The sequence below is a fragment of the Microbacterium sp. bgisy203 genome (assembly GCF_057706945.1).
This window is the reverse complement of record NZ_JBYIPF010000004.1, coordinates 230,149-249,331: the sequence shown is the minus strand read 5'-3', so window position 1 is coordinate 249,331 and position 19,183 is coordinate 230,149. Positions and strand designations below refer to the sequence as shown.

Here is a 19,183-nt window from a genome sequence, read left to right as displayed (position 1 = left end):
CGATCCACGCTGACCGCACCGGCGTGGACTCAGGACTTTCAGCAAGGCTAAGGAGCACGTTCGGCCCAGGCCGATTCCCCGCCTCGCTCATCGCCTTCCCCCGCTCGTCGCCATTCGACTGTAGCGATGACGACCGACATTCGGCGGTGACAACCATGCCGACTACGCAGCCGTCTCCTGGCCGATGCTCGGCACCGCAGTCAGCGCAACGCGGGTGGCCGCAGCAAGAGAACTCGCCACTGGCGGCGGGACCGCGTTCGAGACCTGCTCTACCTGCTGCGAAAGAGTGCCTTCGAGGACGAAAGTCTCAGGGAAGCCCTGAAGGAGCATCGCCTCGTAAATGCTCAGTCTGCGAGTTCCGTCTGGGTGCACGTGAATCTCACGGTGCCCGTAGGCCACCGTCGGGCTTGGCTTGTCCCACGAGAGTCGTCGGAAGCTCCTGGTGGGCGCGGGGCCGTCGGTCTCGCCCTTGAATCGCTTGGACCGGGGAGTCATCGTCCAGTGGTTCGGATGAGGTCGGATCTCGTCGACTGAGAGACTCCGCGAGAAGAACGCTGGCTGAGGGAGGAAACCGATCGTGCCACGCACGGTCAAGTCGACTTCCTCGCGAGGGATGGTCTTTGGCTTGAAGGCTCTGGCCGCGGCCTCGCTCTTGAACCCCGAGATGATCACTCGGTTCCGCGTCTGGGGCACGCCGTAGTCGAGAGCCGAGTGGTCGGCGACGCCTGCCGTGAGTTTCAACTCCTTGAACCGCGCGAGGATACCGCGGAAGGTCACCGAATGCTTCGCATCGCGGATGCCCATGACGTTCTCGAAGAGGACGAACTGCACGTCGTAGCGCGCTTGCAACGCCTCGACGATTTCGAGGTAATAGGTCGGCATCTGGTTGCGAGGGTCGTCGGCGCGAGAGTTCGGGTTCGCGCGGGAGAATCCTTGGCAGGGCGGACCGCCGATGATGCCGATTGCCTCGCCATCCTTCAAGACTTTCGCGATCTCATCCAGGATGACGAGCCTCCCGGACGGCTCACTCCGGGCCGTGATGTCCGCCGCGACTGACGTCGTCGTCGGGAAGTTGCGCTTGTGCGTCTGGATCGCAGCCACCATCCGATCGACCGCGAAGGCGATCTCGTAGCCCTCTTGATGGAAACCAAGATCAAGTCCGCCGGCACCCGAGAAGAGGCTCACGATACGAGGCAAGACCATCGGGCGCTCCTTCGGCTACGCAGGCGCCCGACTGGGCCTTTACGCACCAGCGTACCGCCAACAGGGAACCAGATCCGAGCGGCGTCAGCGTGTCGCACAACCTGAACGCGAATGCCGGCTAGGCGGGCGCCGCCCGCTGCGAGAGCGGGCCTGACCGCGTCGTCCAGCGCAAGCGAGGCAGTGGATCACGGAACAGCGAGACGGTGTGAACCCGCCCGGACCAGTCCGGCGGAGGTCAGGGACCGGGCGGCCGGAACGGACTGCAGGCCAGGGGCGGCGAGCCGGGATCGGCGTTCCATCCCGTTCCATCCACTCCGCGTCCCAGCTCCTCCACCACCCTTCTGCTCCCTCCCCTCCTCCCGTAATCTCCCCCTCACCCCCCACCCAACCCCCGCTACCCAACTCTCTCCTTCCCCTCCCTGGATGAATGGACGTATGCTACCTTCGATAGTTGCAAGTATCTGAGTAATCAGGAGGCGAGCATGAAGGGCGGCGTGATCCTGTTCCGGGGCACCGGGACGGATGCGTTGCGCTATCTGGAGGCCGACCGCTCCAGGGCCGATGAGTATTACCTGGAGGCGGGCACCGCTCTGGCCGAGTTCACGGCCGTCGATGCCGAAGGCCGGGTCGTCGGTGAGGTCGCGCTGAGCGCGGACGAGTACCGCCAGTGGGTCGATTGGATCAACCCGCTCACCGGCGAGTCGATGGGCAAACCCCGGATGCCCGGCGATGGGCGGCGGGGGTCTCCTCGGTTCGCGGAGATGGTCGTGAATGTCCCCAAGTCCCTCTCGGTCGCCGCTGCCCTGCACCCCGAGGTGTCGGAGGCTCTGGACGCGGCGCAGCGCGACGCCGTGGCCGAGATTCGCTCCTGGCTCGGGCAGCACTCCGTCACGCGGGTCGGGCCGCGAGGCAAGCAGGAGGTGGTGCCGGTCGAGCAGTTGGAGACGGTCGCCGTCTCACACAAGACGAGCCGGGCCGGTGATCCGCACCGACATATCCACTTCCAGACCAGCACCCGCGTCTGGGCCGGCGGGAAGTGGCGCGGACTCGAAACGGCGGCGCTGTTCCGGCAGCAGGGCGCGATACGCGCGCTCGGCACCACGGTCATCGCCGCGCACCCGCAGCTCGCCGACGTGCTCGACGCGCACGGGCTCACCCTCGATCCGGTGACCGGCGAGGTTGCGGAGCTGGAGCCATGGAAAGCGCTCATGTCGAAACGTGGCGTGCAGGTGGCACGCAACCTCGACAAGTTCATGGCGGAGTGGGAGGCGGCGCATCCCGGCCAGGAGCCGGGGCCGGTGGTGCGGTCCCGGTTGCAGGCGAAGGCATGGGATCACGAGCGCCCGAACAAGAAGCCTTCGCAGCTCGGCTCCGAGGCCGGGTGGCTGCGCGAGTTGCAGGAGGCCGGCTACACACCGAACCTGCCGCGCGCCGCCGTGCAGTCGGCGCGCATGCTGGACGAGCTGGCTGTGCAGCAGGTCGCGTCTCGTGCGCTCGACCGTTGCGCCGCCGCCGCGTCGGCGTGGACGGTGCATGACGTGCAGGAGCAGGTGGCGCGCATCGTCACCGAGGCCGGGGTGCGTGCCACCCCGGCCGAGCTGCGCGAGTTCATCGGGATCACGACGCGGCTGGCGGTAGACGACTGCCTCTCGATCCTCCCGCCGGGCGCACCGACGCCGGAGCATGTGGCGCACCTGACCACGCTGCACGTCGTCGCGGTCGAGACGGAGCTGCGCGACCGGCTCGCCGCACGCGCCACCGCACGCACACTCGGCGCAACCCCGACCGTGCGCGAGCCTGGCTTGGATGCGGACCAGACGCGCGCCGCTGCCGCGGTCGCCTCATCCCGGCCGCTGGTCGTGGTCGAGGGCGCGGCCGGTGCAGGCAAGACCACCATGCTCGGCGCGGCGATTCGCACCGCCGAACAGGACGGCCGCGCGGTGCGGGTGGTGACGCCGACGAAGAAGGCCGCCGAGGTCGCCGCGATCGAACTCGGTGTGCCGACCGACTCCGTGGCCGCACTCGTCCACGCGCACGGGTTCCGGTGGAACGCCGATGGCGTCTGGACCCGGCTCATGCCCGGTGACACGGACCCAGAAACGGGCGCGACCTACCACGGCCCCGCCAAGGAGAACCGCCTTGCTGCTGGTGAGCGGGTCGTGGTGGACGAGGCCGGGATGCTCGACCAGGACACCGCCCTCGCCCTCCTGACCGTCGCGGACGAAGCCGGCGCGACGCTCGCCCTGGTCGGGGACCGGGCACAGCTCCCCGCAGTCGGACGCGGGGGCGTGTTCGACATCGCCGCCGCGCTCGTGCCGCGGGTGTATGACCTGACGAGCCTGCACCGCTTCACCGATCCCGACTACGCGCAGCTCACCCTCGACCTCCGCGCTGGCCGCGACCCGGTGGCGCTGTTCGATCGGCTGCACGCGCTCGGCCTGGTCCTGCTGCACGAGGACACCGAAACGCTGCGCGCTGCGGTCGCCGCCGAACGGATCAACGGGGCCGCGATCACCGCGGCGACGAACGACGAGGCCCGCGAGCTGAATGCCCTGATCCGCGAGAACCGGGTACGCGCCGGGCTGGTCGACGACGCCCGCACCGTCGAGGGCTCGGACGGGTTGAGCATGGGCCGGGGCGACCTAATCCAGACCCGCCGCAACGACGCCGAGGTGGGCGTGACGAACCGGCAGACCTGGATCGTCCAGCAGGTCGGGAACGATGGCGACCTGTGGGTACGGGACGCTGCATCCGAGCGGAAGGGGCAGCACACCGTGCGGCTGCCTGCGGCGTACGTCGTGGAACACGCACACCTGGCCTACGCCGCGACCGCTTACGGTGTCCAAGGCCTCACGGCGCCGGAGTCCCACACGATCCTCACCGACGCCCTCGACGCCGCCGGCGTCTACGTCGGCCTCACCCGCGGACGGGAGGCGAACCGCCTGCACATCGTCGCCGCCGACCCCGGAGACGCCCGCGAGCAGTTCGCCGCCGCACTCGAGCGCGATCGCGCCGACCGCGGACTGGTTGAGGCGACGCAGCGGGCACAGGCTGCGGTCGCCGGGATCGTCGCCGACGGTCCCGTGGCGGTCGTAAACACCGAGCGTGCCCGTCTCGCGAAGCTGATCGAACAAGCCGAGCGCGCGGCGGCGAAGTGGGAACGGGACGCCGCCGCGTTCGCCAAGCTGTCGAATCGGCACGAGAGCGAGGCGGATGAGCAGCAGATGATCGTCGCTGCGGCAGAAGCGGAGGCCCAGCGAGTGCGAGAGGAGGAGGTCGGTCCGCTCGTCGCCCAAGCAACCACGGACGGCACGGCGGTCATCACTGCACAGTCTCGGATGTGGGAGGCATCGCGGGCGCGGAGTGCGGCGCGAAGGTTCCGCAAGCGCAGTGCGGCCCGTGCCCTGAGTGCCGCGACAGGCGAGCGTGAGACCGTAGAGACGGCCGCTCGCCAGCGTTGGGGCAGCATCCCTGCCACGGCCGCAAGCGTTGAGGGGTGGGCCGCGGCCGTCGCAGGTCGTGAGGCCGACGCGCACCCTCGCGTGGTCGAGCAGCGTGAGCACGTCGCGGATGCCAAGCAGAAGCAGCAGGAACTCGCAGCCCGGCACACGCAGGAGAACCGCACCCTCATCGCCCAGGCGTTCGGGGATCGAACCCCGAGCAGCCCACGGAAGCTCGCCGTCCAATGGCGGGCGCAGGTAGAGACGGTCCGCCGCGACCTCGCCACCATCGAGGCCCTACCCGTGGGCGAGGCAGCGCAACTCATCCGCGACCGCGCCGCTCAGGAGCAGGCTCGACGCGAGGCTGCCGAGCGCGCCCTGGTCGCGCGGAAGGCACGCGCCACGCAACTCCACGACTTCACGCGGCGCCCGCCCGACCACGGGCCGAAGCCGCCGACCCGTGGGCTCGGGCTGTAACGGCACGGCTGGTAGGAATGAGGCATGCCCTTGCCGGACGCCGACTTCGACCGCATCCAGTTGTGGTGCCGCGGGGTCTGGCCGGAACACCTGTGGGATCAGGCGAAGGTCGAGGCGGACGTGTCCGCACGACACGTCGACATCGTTGAGGTCCGCCCGCCGTGGGATGGCATCGGCGAGCACACCCGCTTCCCGATCGCACGACTGCGCTACACCGCCTCGACCGGACTGTGGTCGATCTATTGGCGGGATCGGAACCTCAAGTTCCATGAGTACCGACGCAAGCGCCCGACGAAGAATGTGCAGGCGCTCCTCGACCACATCGGCAGCCACGACGATCCGATCTTCTTCGGGTAGTCGAGGCCCTCCGTCAACAAGCCATCAACAAAGGCAGGCGCCAGAAACCCTTGAGAACACGGGGCTTCGAGCCGCTCGGCCGGTTCGTTGCGGGTCCGCGATCAACGAGCCATCAACAATCAGCGGGCTGGCTCCGAGAGGCCGACGGCCCAGAACGGGATGTAGCGGCGGTTACGCGGACCGGCGTTCTTGTCGTAGGCAACGACGAGACCGCGGTCGAGCGCTTCCTTAATCAGCCGGGATGCGACCGACTTGTTCTTCTCCTCGATGCCGAACCGCTGGCGGATCGAGCTGTTCGTCGTGTCTATACGGGAGACCTGGTTGAGGCAGGCGTGGAGGTACACAGCGTGCGCGCGCTCGTCGGGTGTCATGCTCCCGAGTGGCCTCGGCGACAACAGCGTCACGCGGGTGGTGTCCGAGGTGGTCAGCACTTCTGGAGCCGGCAACTGGTGGAACTCGACTTCGAAGGCGACCTTGTCCCAGCCGCTTCCGCGCTCCTCGCAGATGCCCATGCGCCTCATGAGCGCCGCGAGCCCTTCGTTCCGAGACTTCGGCGGAGTGTCGATGAGCCTTGCCGGGTCAACGATCGGTGACCCGGGGTTGGAGATCTCGACGCGATCATCGAAGACTTCCACGATCGGCCCTGAGCCTGTGATGGCGAAGTCCTGATGGATGAGCGCGTTCGCGATGAGCTCGCGGATCGCCAACGGTGGATACAGCGGCGTCGTCGTCCGAAGCGCCACGCCGATCGCCTCGTTCGCGGGGAAGAACGCACTGACGTAGTCGATGAGCCCCTCGAATCCCGAGGCATAGCCGCGACCGCCGATCTGCTCCTTCGTCGTCTTCAGCCGGTCGACCCCGTCGTAGCGGATGACGCGGAGGGCTTTCCGCGAGAGCGACGGGAAGTCCGTCAGTCGCTTCGCGAGCAGGATCGCGCCAAGGTTCGCGACTTTCCACCCGGTGCCCGCCATACGGCCGATCAGGCTGTCACTCTCCAACGCACCGAGAATCCCGACTCGGTTCTCCGGGAGCGGCAGACCGAGCAGCTCGAAGTACTTCGGGTAGTCGAGCAAGTCGAGCACCTGCTCATCTGTCAGCCGCTCCTTCGCGGTGCCGCCCTCCCAGCCGCGCTCATCAAATGCGCGCCACAACCGCCGGGCATGGTCTGGATACCGATCGAGTTCCTGGGTGTTCTCGCTCACCCGAACGAAGGCCTTTGGCCCGAACCGTACCGGCTCGAAAGACGCGGGAACGATCGTGAGTACAACGAGCCGCAGCCCACCAACTTGGACGGTCTCGAACTCGAAGTGGATCTGCGGGTGGATCGAGTGCGCGAGCCACGCCTCAAGCGCCTCATTCCCCTTCTTCGCCGTCTCTGGCTCGAACGTGGTGCCGATGATCTTGTGCGTACCGTCCTCAACGCCCCAGATCAGGTAGCCGAAGTCCTGGCCGTTGATCTTCGCCGAGTTCGACAGCGCGGAGATGCGCTCAGCGATCATCGTCGGATCCGTGTTGTTGACCTTGAACTCGACCCACTCGGCCTCTGCTGGCAACGCGGTGAGCTGCGGGATGAGGTGAAGGAGCTGGTCGCGCGAATGGATCATGTCGCGCCTCCTGTCGCCTCCGTGTCGAGCATCCAGCGTAGTGATCGGACTAGGAAACGGCGGCCGGCCCGCCGCCTTGCGCCGTGATGCAGTTACTCTCACATCTACTACAACGCCGATGTCAGAGCGCGTTAGAGTAGCCCGCTCCACCAAGGCGGACAGAGGGTCGATCCGTGCGATAGCCCCTCTGGGGCGGGCCATATCCGGGCCATATCCGCCCGCCGAACCAACTGAGAGCAACTGCGACCATCCAGGAAAATACCTGGTCAGAAGCGAGCCGCCACCATAGATACAGTGCGAAAACGCCCCCGAACTCACTGAAAATCGTGAGGTCACGGGATCGACGCCCGTCGGAGCCACACGGACCGTCGTTACAACGGTCCCAGAAACCCTCGCCTAGCTTCTACATGGCGGGGGTTTTGCCTTGCCCCGGCGAGGGCTGGTTTTCTCGCTTCTGCGGATGGCTTCGACCACGGTCGTTGAGCGAGCGCAGCGAGTCGAACGACTCGAACGGACGCCGGCACGCAAGGCTTGTCAAAGGCTCGGGCCGCCTGGGCCGGTCGTTGAAATGTCGACCCCGGCGCCGCCGCGACTGGGAGGATGAGGCGTGCCCTCCCCGCAATCACTGAGTGACAGGGACCGACGACTCGTCGCCGCCTGGGCCGCGGATTGCGCCGAGCACGTCATCGACCTGTTCGAGCGCGAAACTCCCGACGACGACCGTCCGCGAGACGCCATCGCTCGAGCCCGTGCGTACTCTCGGGGCGAACTGGACGCGGCACGCGAGATCCGACGCCGGTTCGTCGCGGGACGTGCGGCATCCGCGGTCTCGTCCCCACCCGCGATCGCGGCCGCACATTCGGCAGCGCAGGCAGCGGGCGTGGCACACATGGGTGCGCACGCGCTGGGCGCAGCCGCCTACGCCGCGAAAGCTCGCGGCCTCAGCGCCGCACACGAGAGCGACGCGATCGCGGACGAGGTCCGATGGCAGCTCTCGATCATGTCCGAGCCAGCGCGCGCAGCGCTCCGCCAGCTGCCCCCGGTCGGCGAGGACTCAGCGGGCCCCCTCGGTGCGGGCGGCCTTCTGGCAACCGGCATCCTCGGCTCGGTGATCAGGACGATCCAGCAATCGTTGCGTCGCTCGGGACCGTCTGATTGACGGCCCATGTGACCGTGCCCGACCGCGACAAGGCGCGTACGAGCGTTGAGCGTCTGTACACACCATCAGGAAAGATCGCGTGTTCGGGTTCGCGGGGGCGACGCGGCGTCGGACGGTGTTCGTGTGGATGCCGAGATCGCCGGCTGCCCTCCGCAACGACGAGCGGTGCTCGGGCCAGCGGATCCGCACGCGTTATCGGCGCACGAACTCCAGCTCCAGGTACGGCAGGTGCTCCCGCGCGATGACGGCGGTGAGGGTCCCACCGTCGGGCAGCGCGGCGCCGACGGCGTAGACGAACGGGTCGGTGTCGATCTCCACACCCGGAATCGGGCGGCCGTCCAGCACGACCGGGACACCACGGCGCACCCCCCGCCGCGAGGTGAGCGCCGGCGAGTCCCACTCCCCCAGCCCGAGGCCCGCCTGCTCGCGGAACTGGTTCATGATGATGTGGTTCGTGTGGGTGACGAGATGATCTTCGAGGGTCGCACGTCGGGAACCCGGACGGGTCCAGGTGGTCTGCACCGCTTCCCACAGCATCGGGTACCGCATGCGCTCGACCTGCTCCACAAGCCACGCCGGGCGCGGCCATGGCGGCACATCCTCGATCGCGCTGCGGGTCGCGTCGTCGAGCTCGGCGAAGTTGACCGGGTCCGATCTGTCCGCGGGATTCCGCCACAGCGTCGACGAGACCGACACCGACATCTCGGAGAGGCCGTCGGCGCCACCGGTCGTGCCCACGCCGAAGTCGGCACCATCCACGGCCGGCTGGGGCGCGAGCTCGACGATCGGGATGGGCATGAGCGCCAGCATCTCGCGCCGCCGGTCGCGCGGGTCAGGGGCATCCGGGGGCAGCACTCCCGCGATTCGCATGGGGCCATCCTCCCCGGTTGCGGCGTGCGCCGCCAGAGACGACGGTCGCGATCGCGGCGCCCAGCCCGGCACCCGCCCGATCACGACGCGCGCGCCGCGACCTCCACCGGAACCGGCAGCGCCTCGAGCCCGCGCACGAGGTCGGCCTCGTCGCTCGCCGCGCAGATGCGGATCCATCCCTCGCCCGCGGGGCCGAAGGCCGACCCGGGGGCCACCGCGACGCCCTCGGTGACGAGGAATCGCTCGCACCACGCGGCGACATCCCCGCCGCTCGCGTGGGAGACGTCCACCCACAGGTAGAACGCTCCGGTCGGCGGCAGGTAGGGGATGCCGCGCTCATCCAGGATCCGGGTGCTCACCGCGAGGCGATCGCGGTACAGGTCGGCGGCGCGCTTGACCGACTCCTGCGATCCCGTGAGCGCGCCGTATCCGGCCCACTGCACCGGCGTATTGACACAGCTTGTCGTCGCCTCCTGGATCTTCGCCATGATGCCCGCGAGGCCGGGCGGAGTGACGAGCCAGCCGAGGCGCCCGCCCGTCAGCGCGTAGGTCTTCGACACCGAGTGCACCGTGAGCGTGCGCTCCGCCGCGCCCGGCAGCGTGGCGATGCTCACGTGCGGAACCCCGTAGGTGAACCGCTCATACACCTCGTCGCTGATGATCCAGAGGTCGTTCTCGACGGCGAGATCGACGATCGCCTGCAGCGTCGCGCGATCGAACGCCACACCGAGCGGGTTCGAGGGCGAGTTCACGACGATGGCCCGCGTGCGGGGCGTGATGAGGGAGCGGATGACCGCGGCATCCGGGGCGAAGCCTCTCTCGGGTTCCAGGCGGTACCGCACCGGCACCGCGCCGATCATGCGCGGCGCCATCGAGAAGACGGTGTAGCCGGGGTCAGGCACGAGGATCTCGTCGCCCTCCGCGAGGGTGAGGAGCATCGCGTGCGACAGCGCCTGCGTACCGCCCGCCGTGACGACGATCTGGTCGAGGCCGACCGTCATCCCGTTCTCGCGCGCGAGCTTCTCGGCGATCGCACCGCGCAGGGGCGCGATGCCGCCGTTGGCCGTGTAGCGCACGTCGCCGCGCTCCCACGCGTCGATCGCGGCGCGCGTCGCCTCGATCGGGGGCGTCGCGAACGGCTCGCCGACCGCGAGCATCGTCGTCCCCGGCCGCTCGAGGGCGAGTTCGAAGATGCGGCGGATGCCCGACTCGGGCATGGCGAGGGAACGGGACGAGACCTCGGGCATGCGTCCATGGTAGGCGCGTCGACGGACGCTCGACCTCACCCCCTGACGCCCCACCGGCGCGCGGTGCAGGATGGACGCGGAGAGGAGACGCACATGGATGCCGAAACGATCGTCCGCGGGTTCTACGCCTGCTACAGCGAGGGCCGCCCCGAGGACTTCGACCGCTACGTCTCGCCCGACTACCTCGACTGCGGGCACACTCCTCCCGGTCGCGGGGCGGAGGGCGCCCGCGACGACTACGTACAGGCCGTCGCCAAGGTCGGCGGCATCGTCACCTACACGCTCGACGCGATCGTCACCGATGAGGACGTGGTCGCGGTGGTCTGGACGGGCACCCTCCCGAACGGCGACCACATGCGCGGCCTCAGCACGTATCGGATCGCGGACGGTCTGATCGCCTCGACGCGCCACACCCTCCTCAGGCGGTAAGGCCCGCGCGGGTAAGGCCTCGCGGGGTAGGGCTTCGGCGTAAGGCTCGGCGGCGCCGCCCAGGTTCTGGGCCGCGCGCCCCCTACGATGTCTCTGGCGCCCACCTCGGGACGGCGAGCGCCAGGAACGGGGACACACGTGCGCACCATTCACTCCCGCCGGGGGCGCATCGTCGCGCCGATGACCGGGCTGCTCGTCGGCGCCGTCGCGGTCGGCGCGCTCCTCACCGGCTGCGCCGCAGAGTCGACGGATGCCACAACCTCCGACCCCAGCGCGACGAGCGCGACGCCCACGCCCACCCCGACGCCGCTCACCCCCGCCGAGCAGCTCCTCGCCGACAACGCGACGGTCGCGGGAGCGTGCGCCGTGTCGTTCCAGCTCGACGGCGCCGCGCTCGACCCGCAGCTGCAGATCCAGGATCGGCTGTACGTGCGACTGCCGATCCCTCGCGCCGACGGTCGCGCCTTCGCGGGCTGGTACGCCGATCCGGCCGCCGCCGCTGCGGCATCCGCCGATCCCGCGACAGGGGCGAGCAACCCCGCCGTCCGGGTAAACGGATCAGACCTCGTCGCCTGCACCGACCAGCAGACGACGCTCTACGGGGCATGGACGACTCCCGAGGCCGTCGCGGCCGTCGGCGCGCGCATCCCGATCATGATGTACCACCAGTTCACCGACAAACCCGAGGGTGAGAGCGGCTGGCTGCGCGGCAACTACTCGTACATCGAGGACTACCGCGCGACGATGCAGTACATCAAGGATTCGGCGTTCTACCTGCCGACCTGGGACGAGCTCGACGCCTTCATCGATGGCGCCCTTTACCTACCCGACCACTCCGTCATCGTCACCGACGACGACGCCGACCCCACGTGGCTCACGATGGCCTCCCCCATCAACGAGCAGCTCCAGGTCATGGCGACGTCGTTCGACATCACCGGCGACGGCGCCTCACCGCAGAACCGGTTCATCCTCCCCCGCTCGCACACCAACAACATGCACACGGCCGGCGCGAACGGCAAGGGTCAGATGGTGAACCTCACCCCCGCCGAGATCGCCGCCGACATGACGGCGTCGGTGCAGGCGCTCGAGGGGATCGGCGTCTCCCCCGAGAGCGCGACGGAGATCATGGCATATCCCTTCGGCCACAACGACGAGAGATCGCACGAGGGGCTGCGCGAGGCCGGCTTCGTGCTCGCGCGCACGATCGAGCAGGGCTACGTCAAGGTCGGCAGCGACAAGCTCACCCTGCCGTGCATCCGCATCAACTTCGGCATGGGCGTGGATGCCGTGAAGAAGCTCATCGGGTGAACGGATTCTGACGGGCAGGTGGCGCGGGGGTTCCTGAACGGCGGCCGACGGAGGAAGCATGCGTATCGCTCAGGTTTCGCATAGCGAACTGACAGAGCGCGGCCTGTTTCCGCCAGGCATCCCCCGGCTACGCTGAGACCACCTTGTCCGCCGTCCGATTCGCGAGCCTTCCCCCATGGACCTCACCGTCATCGTTCCGACCTTCAACGAAGGCCCGAACGTCGCCGAGCTCGTCGGCCGTCTGGGGGCCGCGCTCGAGGGCCGGGATGCCGAGATCCTCTTCGTCGACGACTCGACCGACGACACCCCGGCGATCATCGCGAGCGTGGCCACGACCTCGACCATCCCGGTACGACTCATCCACCGCGACGAGCCCGTGGCGGGACTTGGCGGGGCGGTGCTGGAGGGGTTCCGGGCCGCGCGGGCGCGCTGGTGTCTCGTGATGGACGGCGACCTGCAGCACCCGCCCGAGGACGTCCCGCGCATGCTCGACCGCGCCGCCGTGGGCGACGTCGACATCGTCGTCGCCTCGCGCTATGTGACGGGCGGGACGGCGGGCGGCCTTGCGGGAGCCACGCGCACCGCCGTGTCGCGGGCCTCGACAGCGCTCACGAAATCGATGTTCCCACGGAAGCTCCACGGGACGACCGACCCGATGACCGGCTTCTTCCTCGTCGACCGCGACGCGATCGACCTCGATGCGCTCCGCCCGCGCGGATTCAAGATCCTGCTCGAGATCCTCGCCCGGCGCCAGCTGCGCATCGGCGAGGTGCCGTTCGCGTTCGCGTCGCGCTACGCCGGCTCGTCGAAGGCGAGCTTCACGCAAGGCATCCGCTTCCTCACCCAGCTCGCGATGCTCCGCTTCGGCCGCATGTCGGCCTTCGCTGTCGTCGGCGGCGTCGGCGCACTCGCGAACCTCGCGATCATGTGGGGGCTCATCCACCTCGGCATGGGGTACCTGCCGGCCGCGATCATCGCCTCCGAAGTCACGATCATCGGCAACTTCTTGCTGCTGGAGTACCTCGTCTTCTCCGACATGCGCGCCGACTCGGGCCTCATGCGCACGCGCTTCATCAAGTCGTTCACATTCAACAACGTCGAGGCGCTCGTGCGCATCCCGGTGCTGGCGTTGCTCGTGCAGGATGCCCATATCCCGAGCGTCCTCGCCGCGGCCATCACCCTCGTCGCGGCGTTCATCGTCCGTTTCGTCTTCCACGCGCTCTGGGTCTATGCCCCCAAGAGCCAACCATCGGCCACCCCCTCTCCGGCCCTCCCTCAGCCGACCGGTCGTACCCTGGAATCATGACGACCCCCTCCGACATTCCCGCCGGCCCCGACGCCGACACCACCATCACGATGTTCGGCGCCGACTGGTGCCGCGACTGCCGCCGCACCAAGGCGCAGCTCGACGGTCTCGGCATCGCGTACACGTACGTCGACCTCGAAGCCGACCCCTCCGCCGCGGACGTCGCCCGCGACATCTCGGGTCGCACGAACATCCCCGTCGTCGTGTACCCCGACGCCACGCACCACGTCGAGCCCTCGAATGCCGATGTCGAGGCGAAGCTGCGCGAGCTCGCACTGATCTGACGCCCCGCGCCCCGGGCCTGACCCGGAAGGCATCCGGGTGCCACAAGACCTGGAACCCGGTGCCACCGGCGACGTAGGCTGTCTCTCACGCTGAGCCGGCCACGAAGGAGTGAGTTGTGACGACGACCGACGCATCCGCAACGCCCACGAGGACGCCACAGCCGAAGCCGAAGAAGGCGCCCGCTCGCACGACGCGGAAGACGCCCGACCTTCCCGCCGAGCAGGCCGCCGACCTCGACGCCGCCATCTCCGAGCTCGAGACCGGCGCCCGCGCCTGGAGCGCGCTCACCCTGATGCAGCGGCGCACGCTCCTCGAGCGCATCCACGCCGCGACCGCCGCCGTCGCCGAGGAGTGGGCCGATCTCGCCGCCACCTCCAAGGGGCTCGCGCCCGGGCATCCCCTGCGCGGCGAGGAGTGGCTCTCGGGCCCGTACGCCGCGCTCGTCGCGCTCGACGCGTACCGCGACACCCTCGGAACCCTCGCCGACGGAGGATCGCCGCTCGACGGCATCCGCTCCGGCACCGCTCCCGGCGGACGCCTCGCCGTGCGCACCTCTCCCCTGAACGCCACCGACGCGCTGCTGCTCTCGGGATACAAGACGCAGGTGTGGCTGCAGCCCGGCGTCACCCTCGCCGATGCCCGCGGCGCGGCCGGGCTCGGGCAGCTCCGGCCCACCGAGTCCGGGGGCGTCGGACTCGTCCTGGGCGCCGGCAACATCACATCGATCCCGTTGCTCGACGTGCTCTACGAGCTCCTCGCCTTCAACCGGGTCTCGATCCTGAAGGTGAACCCCACGCAGGACGCCCTCGTGCCCGTCTTCGAGCGGGCGCTGGCACCGCTCATCGAGCCGGGGTTCCTCCGGATCGTCCGCGGCGGCGGCGACGTGGGTGCATACCTCACGCAGCATGCGTCGATCTCACACGTGCACATCACGGGGTCGGAGTCGACCTTCCGCGCGATCGTGTGGGGCACCGGCGCCGACGCGACGCGGCGCCGGGAAGAGGGGCGGCCGCTGCTCGAGAAGCCGATCTCCGCCGAGCTCGGCGGCGTCTCGCCGATCATCATCGTGCCCGGTGAGTGGTCGCGCGCCGACCTCCGCTACCACGCGGAGCACGTCGTCACGATGCGGCTCCACAACTCGGGCCACAACTGCATCGCCGGCCAGGTCGTGATCGTCAGCCGCGACTGGGCGCAGCGCGACGACTTCCTCGATGAGCTGCGCGCCGCGTACGAGCGCGCTCCGCAGCGCCCGGTCTGGTACCCGAAGAGCGACGAGAAGCTCGCCGCCGCGAGCGAGGACTATCCGGATGCCGCGCACTGCGGCGACGGGTCGCGCCTGCTCATCGAGACGACGCCCGACGACGCCGGCGCGCTCGAGACGACGGAGTACTTCTCCCCCGTGCTCGGTGTCGTGGGTCTTCCGGGCGACGGGCAGGAGTTCCTCGACGCGGCCATCGCGCACGCGAACGACAAGCTCACCGGCACGCTCGGCGCGAACGTCCTCATCGACCCGGCGACGCAGGATGCCTTTGGCGCAGGGTTCGCGCGGGCGATCGCCGACCTCCACTACGGCACCGTGGCGATCAACGCCTGGACGGCCTTCGGCTTCCTCACTCCGACCGCGACGTGGGGCGCCTACCCCGGCGGCACGCTCGAAGATGCCCCGAGCGGCATGGGCGTCGTGCACAACGCGCTCCTCCTCGACCGCGTCGAGCGCACCGTCGTCACGGGACCCTTCCGCCCGTTCCCCCGCTCCGTCTCGGCACTCACCCACCGACGCGGCGTCTCGGTGCTGCCGAAGCCGCCGTGGTTCGTGACCTCGCGGACCGGCGCGGCCGTCTGCGAGGGCTTCACCCGGTTCCGCATCGACGGCGACTGGGCGAAGATGTCGGTCGTTCTCGTCAAGGCCTACGGCGCATGAACGCCCGCGCGACGGGGTCACGACGTGGTAGCCCCGGCATCCGCTCGCGCCGTGCGCGCCGCCGCGCGCAGAACCTCGACGCGGACTACGTCGTCGTCGGTGCAGGTTCTGCCGGTGCCGCCCTCGCCGCACGGCTGAGCGAGGACCCGGCCGTCTCCGTGCTGCTGCTCGAAGCGGGGCCCGTCGACAAGGCGCTCGAACTGCACGTGCCGGCGGCGTTCTCGAAGCTGTTCCGGGGGATCTACGACTGGAACTACGACACCACGCCGCAGCCGGCGCTCGAGGGTCGCACCGTCTACTGGCCGCGCGGCAAAACCCTCGGCGGCTCGTCGTCGCTCAACGCGATGATGTGGGTACGCGGTTTCGCGGCCGACTACGACGAGTGGGCGACCGTCGCGGGCGAAGGCTGGTCGTGGCAGGCGCTCGCGCCGTACTTCCGGCGCGTCGAGAACACCGAGGGCGCCGCCGATCCCTCTCTCGGAGTCGGCGGAGCGCAGGCGATCGAACGCCAGCGCGATCCGCGACCGCACACCGCCGCGTTCCTCGCCGCCGCCCGCGAGCGCGGCCACGCCGTGACGACGGCGAACCTGCCCGAAGGGCAGGGCTTCTCGCAGACGATGGTGTCGCAGCATCGCGGCGGCCGGGCCTCGACCGCCGACGCGTACCTCCGCCCCGCGCGGAAGCGCGCGGGCCTCCGCATCGTGACCGACGCCCTGGTGCGGCGCGTGACGTTCGCCGTCGGAGGCGCGGATGCCCCGCCGCACGCGACCGGCGTCTACGTCGAGATCGACGGCGTCACCCGCCACGCGCGCGCCCGACGCGAAGTCATCCTCTGCGGGGGCGCGATCAACACGCCCCAGCTCCTGATGCTGAGCGGCATCGGGCCCGCCGACCACCTCGCCGAGCACGGAATCGACGTCGTCCTCGACGCCCCGGGGGTCGGCGCGAACCTGCAGGACCACCTCGTCGCGGGCCTTGCGCCCGAGGCATCCGGCGGCACGCTCTACAACGCCGAGAAACCGGGCGAACTCGTGCGTTACCTGACGGCCCGCCGCGGGATGCTCACCTCGAACGTCGCCGAGGCGTACGGCTTCATCCGCACGAGCGTCGCCGACGAGACCGACGCGCCCGCAGACCTGCCCGACATCGAGATCATCTTTGCGCCCGCGCCGTACGTCGGCGAGGGCCTCGTGCCGCTCCCGGGCGAGGGGCTGACGGTCGGCGCGATCCTTCTGCGCCCGCGCAGCCGCGGGACGATCCGCCTCGCGTCCGCCGACCCGCGCGCGGCGGCGGTGATCGACCCGGCCTACCTCAGCGACCCCGACGGCGTCGATGCACGGACCCTCCGCGCCGGACTCGCCGAGTGCGAGGCGCTCATCGCGACCGACGCGCTCCGCGCGATCACGACCGGCGGGTGGGTGCAGCCCGCCGGCGGCGAGACCATGACCGCCGATGAGCGCGACGAGCTCGCGATGCGCCGGTACTCGCACACCCTCTACCACCCGGTCGGCACCGCGCGGATGGGCGAGGACGAGGCATCCGTCGTGGATCCGGAGTTGCGCGTGCGCGGGGTGACGGGACTGCGGGTCGCGGATGCCTCGGTCATCCCGACCGTGATCCGCGGGCACACCAACGCCCCCGCGATCGTCATCGGCGAGCGCGCCGCCGACCTGATCCGCGGGCGCTGAGGCCGGCGGGATCCGCCTGGAGCGCGGCGCGCGTTCATAACTCCGGAGATGGCGCACCGCGCGAGCGCCCGGCCCGCAATCACGCGGCCGACGACGGGAACGCTCCCGATTCTCCGGAGTTGTGAACGGCGCGCGCCGGAGTTGTGAACGGCGCGCGTGCCATGGCGAGAGCGCCCGCGGCGGGTATGTGCGCCGCCGCGGGTCAGCGGCCGGAGCGGCGCTGGCCCCCGCCGTTCTGGCGGACGACGGAGCCGACGGTGAGCTTGCCCGAGCCGCCGGCGTGCGAGGCACGACGACCCGAGGTGCGAGGGTTGCCCTGGGCGTGCTGCGGCGCGCCATGATCGCGTGCCGGGCGGTGCTCACGAGGGACGTCGGATGCCGGACGGCCCGAGCGCTCTGCCTGCGGACGACCCGACCGGTCCTTGCGCGGCTGACCGCCCTGACCGGCACCTGCACCCTGGCCGGCGCCCTCGCGCGCCTCGCGCGCGGCGCGCTTGCGCTGCGCGTTGGCGCCCTGGCTGCGACCACCGCCGGAGCCGCCCGAGCCCGACCCGCGGCGCTGCTGCTCCGCCTTCGGCGCGGGGGCGACGTAGGGCGCGACCTCGCCGACGAGTTCCGTGACGTCGGCGGAGGTCGCCGAGACTTTCACGGGCGTCGCCGTGATCGCGGCCTTACGGAGGAGGTCCTTCACGTCCTTCTCCTGGCCGGGGAGGACGAGGGTCACGACCGAGCCCTCCGCGCCCGCGCGAGCCGTGCGGCCCGAGCGGTGCAGGTACGCCTTGTGCTCCATGGGCGGGTCGACGTGGATGACGAGCTCGACGTCGTCGACGTGCACTCCGCGCGCGGCGACGTCGGTCGCGACGAGCACCTTCGCCTCGCCCGACGCGAACGCGGCGAGGTTCCGGTCGCGGGCCGGCTGCGACAGGTTGCCGTGCAGGTCGACCGCGGGGATGCCCTGCGCCGTCAGCTGCTGCGCGAGCTTCTTGGCGTGGTGCTTCGTGCGCATGAAGAGGATGCGACGCGACGCACCGGAGGCGAGCGTCTTGACGAGGTCCTTCTTCTCCTCGACCGACGCGACGTGGAAGACGTGGTGCGTCATCGCGGCGACCGGCGAGTTCGCCTCGTCGACCGAGTGCAGCACCTCGTTCTCGAGGAAGCGGTTCACGAGCTTGTCGACGCCGTTGTCCAGCGTCGCCGAGAACAGCATGCGCTGACCGGCCGACGGCGTCTTGTCGAGGATGCGCGTCACCGACGGCAGGAAGCCGAGGTCGGCCATGTGGTCGGCCTCGTCGATGACCGTGATCTCCACGGCATCCAGCTTCACGAAGCCCTGCTGCATGAGGTCTTCGAGGCGGCCGGGGCACGCGACGACGATGTCGACGCCGTCCTTCAGAGCGGCGACCTGGCGGTTCTGGTTCACGCCCCCGAAGATCGTCGTGGTCTTCAGCCCGTAGGCGGATGCCAGCGGCGCGAGCGTCGCGTTGATCTGCGTCGCGAGCTCGCGGGTCGGGGCGAGCACAAGGCCGAGGATGCGGCCGGCGCGGCGCGATCCGCCCGCGAGCGCGCCGCCGAGGCGAGCCGCGAGCGGGATCGAGAAGGCGAGGGTCTTGCCCGAGCCCGTCTTGCCGCGGCCGAGGACGTCGCGGCCGGCGAGGGTGTCGGGGAGGGTGTCGACCTGGATGGGGAACGGGCTCGTCTTGCCGTCCTGCGCGAGGACGTCGAGGAGCGGAGCGGGCACGCCGAGCGTGCGGAAAGTGATGTCAGACATAGGGGTGTTTCTGGGCAGGATGCCCGGATCGGTGGCCTCTGCGCGGATGCGCACAGGGTCGCCGTACGAAGAATGTCAGCCGATCATCCGAGCATCGCTCGGGCGGCGAGGGAAGCGTTCT

14 protein-coding genes are annotated in these 19,183 nt (G+C 69.8%); 9 read left to right on the top strand and 5 right to left on the bottom strand.

Going from position 1 to position 19,183, the window contains the following annotated elements; genetic code table 11:
• Positions 1-162: 162 nt before the first annotated feature.
• Positions 163-1,185: a DNA cytosine methyltransferase gene (locus AC3ENQ_RS08910; protein WP_431803757.1), complete on the bottom strand. Its 1,023-nt coding sequence runs from the start codon at positions 1,183-1,185 to the stop codon at positions 163-165.
• A gap of 500 nt (positions 1,186-1,685) precedes the next feature.
• On the opposite strand from AC3ENQ_RS08910, the gene mobF reads away from it, so the two are divergent.
• Complete coding sequence (mobF, locus tag AC3ENQ_RS08905; RefSeq protein WP_431803755.1) at positions 1,686-5,120, top strand: MobF family relaxase; 3,435 nt, start codon at positions 1,686-1,688, stop codon at positions 5,118-5,120.
• 24 nt (positions 5,121-5,144) lie between these two features.
• Entirely contained in the window at positions 5,145-5,477 is a 333-nt protein-coding gene (locus AC3ENQ_RS08900; protein WP_431803753.1) for a DUF3024 domain-containing protein, read from the top strand.
• A 119-nt stretch (positions 5,478-5,596) separates the two neighbouring features.
• Here the strand turns inward: AC3ENQ_RS08900 and AC3ENQ_RS08895 are convergent, their stop codons facing one another.
• A complete protein-coding gene (locus AC3ENQ_RS08895) occupies positions 5,597-7,282 on the bottom strand; it encodes an ATP-binding protein (protein ID WP_431803751.1) in 1,686 nt (561 codons plus the stop codon).
• 406 nt (positions 7,283-7,688) lie between these two features.
• Here AC3ENQ_RS08895 and AC3ENQ_RS08890 point away from each other — a divergent pair, with 406 nt between their 5' ends.
• Positions 7,689-8,240, top strand: a complete 552-nt coding sequence (locus tag AC3ENQ_RS08890) for a putative immunity protein (protein WP_431803750.1) — start codon at positions 7,689-7,691, stop codon at positions 8,238-8,240.
• Positions 8,241-8,432: 192 nt separating this feature from the next.
• Here AC3ENQ_RS08890 and AC3ENQ_RS08885 read toward each other — a convergent pair whose 3' ends face one another.
• Positions 8,433-9,110, bottom strand: a complete 678-nt coding sequence (locus tag AC3ENQ_RS08885; protein WP_431803748.1) for a hypothetical protein — start codon at positions 9,108-9,110, stop codon at positions 8,433-8,435.
• An 80-nt stretch (positions 9,111-9,190) separates the two neighbouring features.
• Complete coding sequence (locus AC3ENQ_RS08880) at positions 9,191-10,357, bottom strand: pyridoxal phosphate-dependent aminotransferase (RefSeq protein WP_431803746.1); 1,167 nt, start codon at positions 10,355-10,357, stop codon at positions 9,191-9,193.
• 93 nt (positions 10,358-10,450) lie between these two features.
• Here AC3ENQ_RS08880 and AC3ENQ_RS08875 point away from each other — a divergent pair, with 93 nt between their 5' ends.
• The 6 genes from AC3ENQ_RS08875 to AC3ENQ_RS08850 all read left to right on the top strand — a co-directional run bounded on the left by AC3ENQ_RS08875 (position 10,451) and on the right by AC3ENQ_RS08850 (position 17,294).
• On the top strand, positions 10,451-10,786 hold the full coding sequence (locus AC3ENQ_RS08875) for a nuclear transport factor 2 family protein (RefSeq protein WP_431803744.1): 336 nt from the start codon (positions 10,451-10,453) through the stop codon (positions 10,784-10,786).
• A 138-nt stretch (positions 10,787-10,924) separates the two neighbouring features.
• Positions 10,925-12,094, top strand: a complete 1,170-nt coding sequence (locus AC3ENQ_RS08870; protein WP_431803742.1) for a polysaccharide deacetylase family protein — start codon at positions 10,925-10,927, stop codon at positions 12,092-12,094.
• Positions 12,095-12,269: 175 nt separating this feature from the next.
• A complete protein-coding gene (locus AC3ENQ_RS08865) occupies positions 12,270-13,400 on the top strand; it encodes a glycosyltransferase (RefSeq protein ID WP_431803740.1) in 1,131 nt (376 codons plus the stop codon).
• A complete protein-coding gene (locus AC3ENQ_RS08860) occupies positions 13,397-13,684 on the top strand; it encodes a glutaredoxin family protein (RefSeq protein ID WP_431803738.1) in 288 nt (95 codons plus the stop codon). The genes AC3ENQ_RS08865 and AC3ENQ_RS08860 overlap by 4 nt, the downstream gene beginning before the upstream one ends.
• 116 nt (positions 13,685-13,800) lie before the next feature.
• On the top strand, positions 13,801-15,606 hold the full coding sequence (locus AC3ENQ_RS08855; protein WP_431803736.1) for an aldehyde dehydrogenase family protein: 1,806 nt from the start codon (positions 13,801-13,803) through the stop codon (positions 15,604-15,606).
• A complete protein-coding gene (locus AC3ENQ_RS08850) occupies positions 15,603-17,294 on the top strand; it encodes a GMC family oxidoreductase (protein ID WP_431803734.1) in 1,692 nt (563 codons plus the stop codon). Before AC3ENQ_RS08855 ends, AC3ENQ_RS08850 begins: the two co-directional genes overlap by 4 nt.
• A 202-nt stretch (positions 17,295-17,496) precedes the next feature.
• On the opposite strand, the gene AC3ENQ_RS08845 is transcribed toward AC3ENQ_RS08850, so the two are convergent.
• The gene (locus tag AC3ENQ_RS08845; protein ID WP_431803732.1) at positions 17,497-19,062 is read right to left on the bottom strand and encodes a DEAD/DEAH box helicase; all 1,566 of its coding nucleotides are present in this window, start codon (positions 19,060-19,062) and stop codon (positions 17,497-17,499) included.
• Between the last annotated feature and the right edge of the window lie 121 nt (positions 19,063-19,183).

What these genes read in the sequence shown, in the direction of transcription:
- AC3ENQ_RS08900 (WP_431803753.1), top strand. Translation starts at nt 5,145, where the DNA reads ATGCCCTTGCCGGACGCCGACTTCGACCGCATCCAGTTGTGGTGCCGC.
- AC3ENQ_RS08880 (WP_431803746.1), bottom strand. Translation starts at nt 10,357, where the DNA reads ATGCCCGAGGTCTCGTCCCGTTCCCTCGCCATGCCCGAGTCGGGCATC.
- AC3ENQ_RS08850 (WP_431803734.1), top strand. Translation starts at nt 15,603, where the DNA reads ATGAACGCCCGCGCGACGGGGTCACGACGTGGTAGCCCCGGCATCCGC.
- AC3ENQ_RS08885 (WP_431803748.1), bottom strand. Translation starts at nt 9,110, where the DNA reads ATGCGAATCGCGGGAGTGCTGCCCCCGGATGCCCCTGACCCGCGCGAC.
- AC3ENQ_RS08865 (WP_431803740.1), top strand. Translation starts at nt 12,270, where the DNA reads ATGGACCTCACCGTCATCGTTCCGACCTTCAACGAAGGCCCGAACGTC.
- AC3ENQ_RS08860 (WP_431803738.1), top strand. Translation starts at nt 13,397, where the DNA reads ATGACGACCCCCTCCGACATTCCCGCCGGCCCCGACGCCGACACCACC.
- AC3ENQ_RS08845 (WP_431803732.1), bottom strand. Translation starts at nt 19,062, where the DNA reads ATGTCTGACATCACTTTCCGCACGCTCGGCGTGCCCGCTCCGCTCCTC.
- AC3ENQ_RS08895 (WP_431803751.1), bottom strand. Translation starts at nt 7,282, where the DNA reads ATGGCCCGCCCCAGAGGGGCTATCGCACGGATCGACCCTCTGTCCGCC.
- mobF (WP_431803755.1), top strand. Translation starts at nt 1,686, where the DNA reads ATGAAGGGCGGCGTGATCCTGTTCCGGGGCACCGGGACGGATGCGTTG.
- AC3ENQ_RS08875 (WP_431803744.1), top strand. Translation starts at nt 10,451, where the DNA reads ATGGATGCCGAAACGATCGTCCGCGGGTTCTACGCCTGCTACAGCGAG.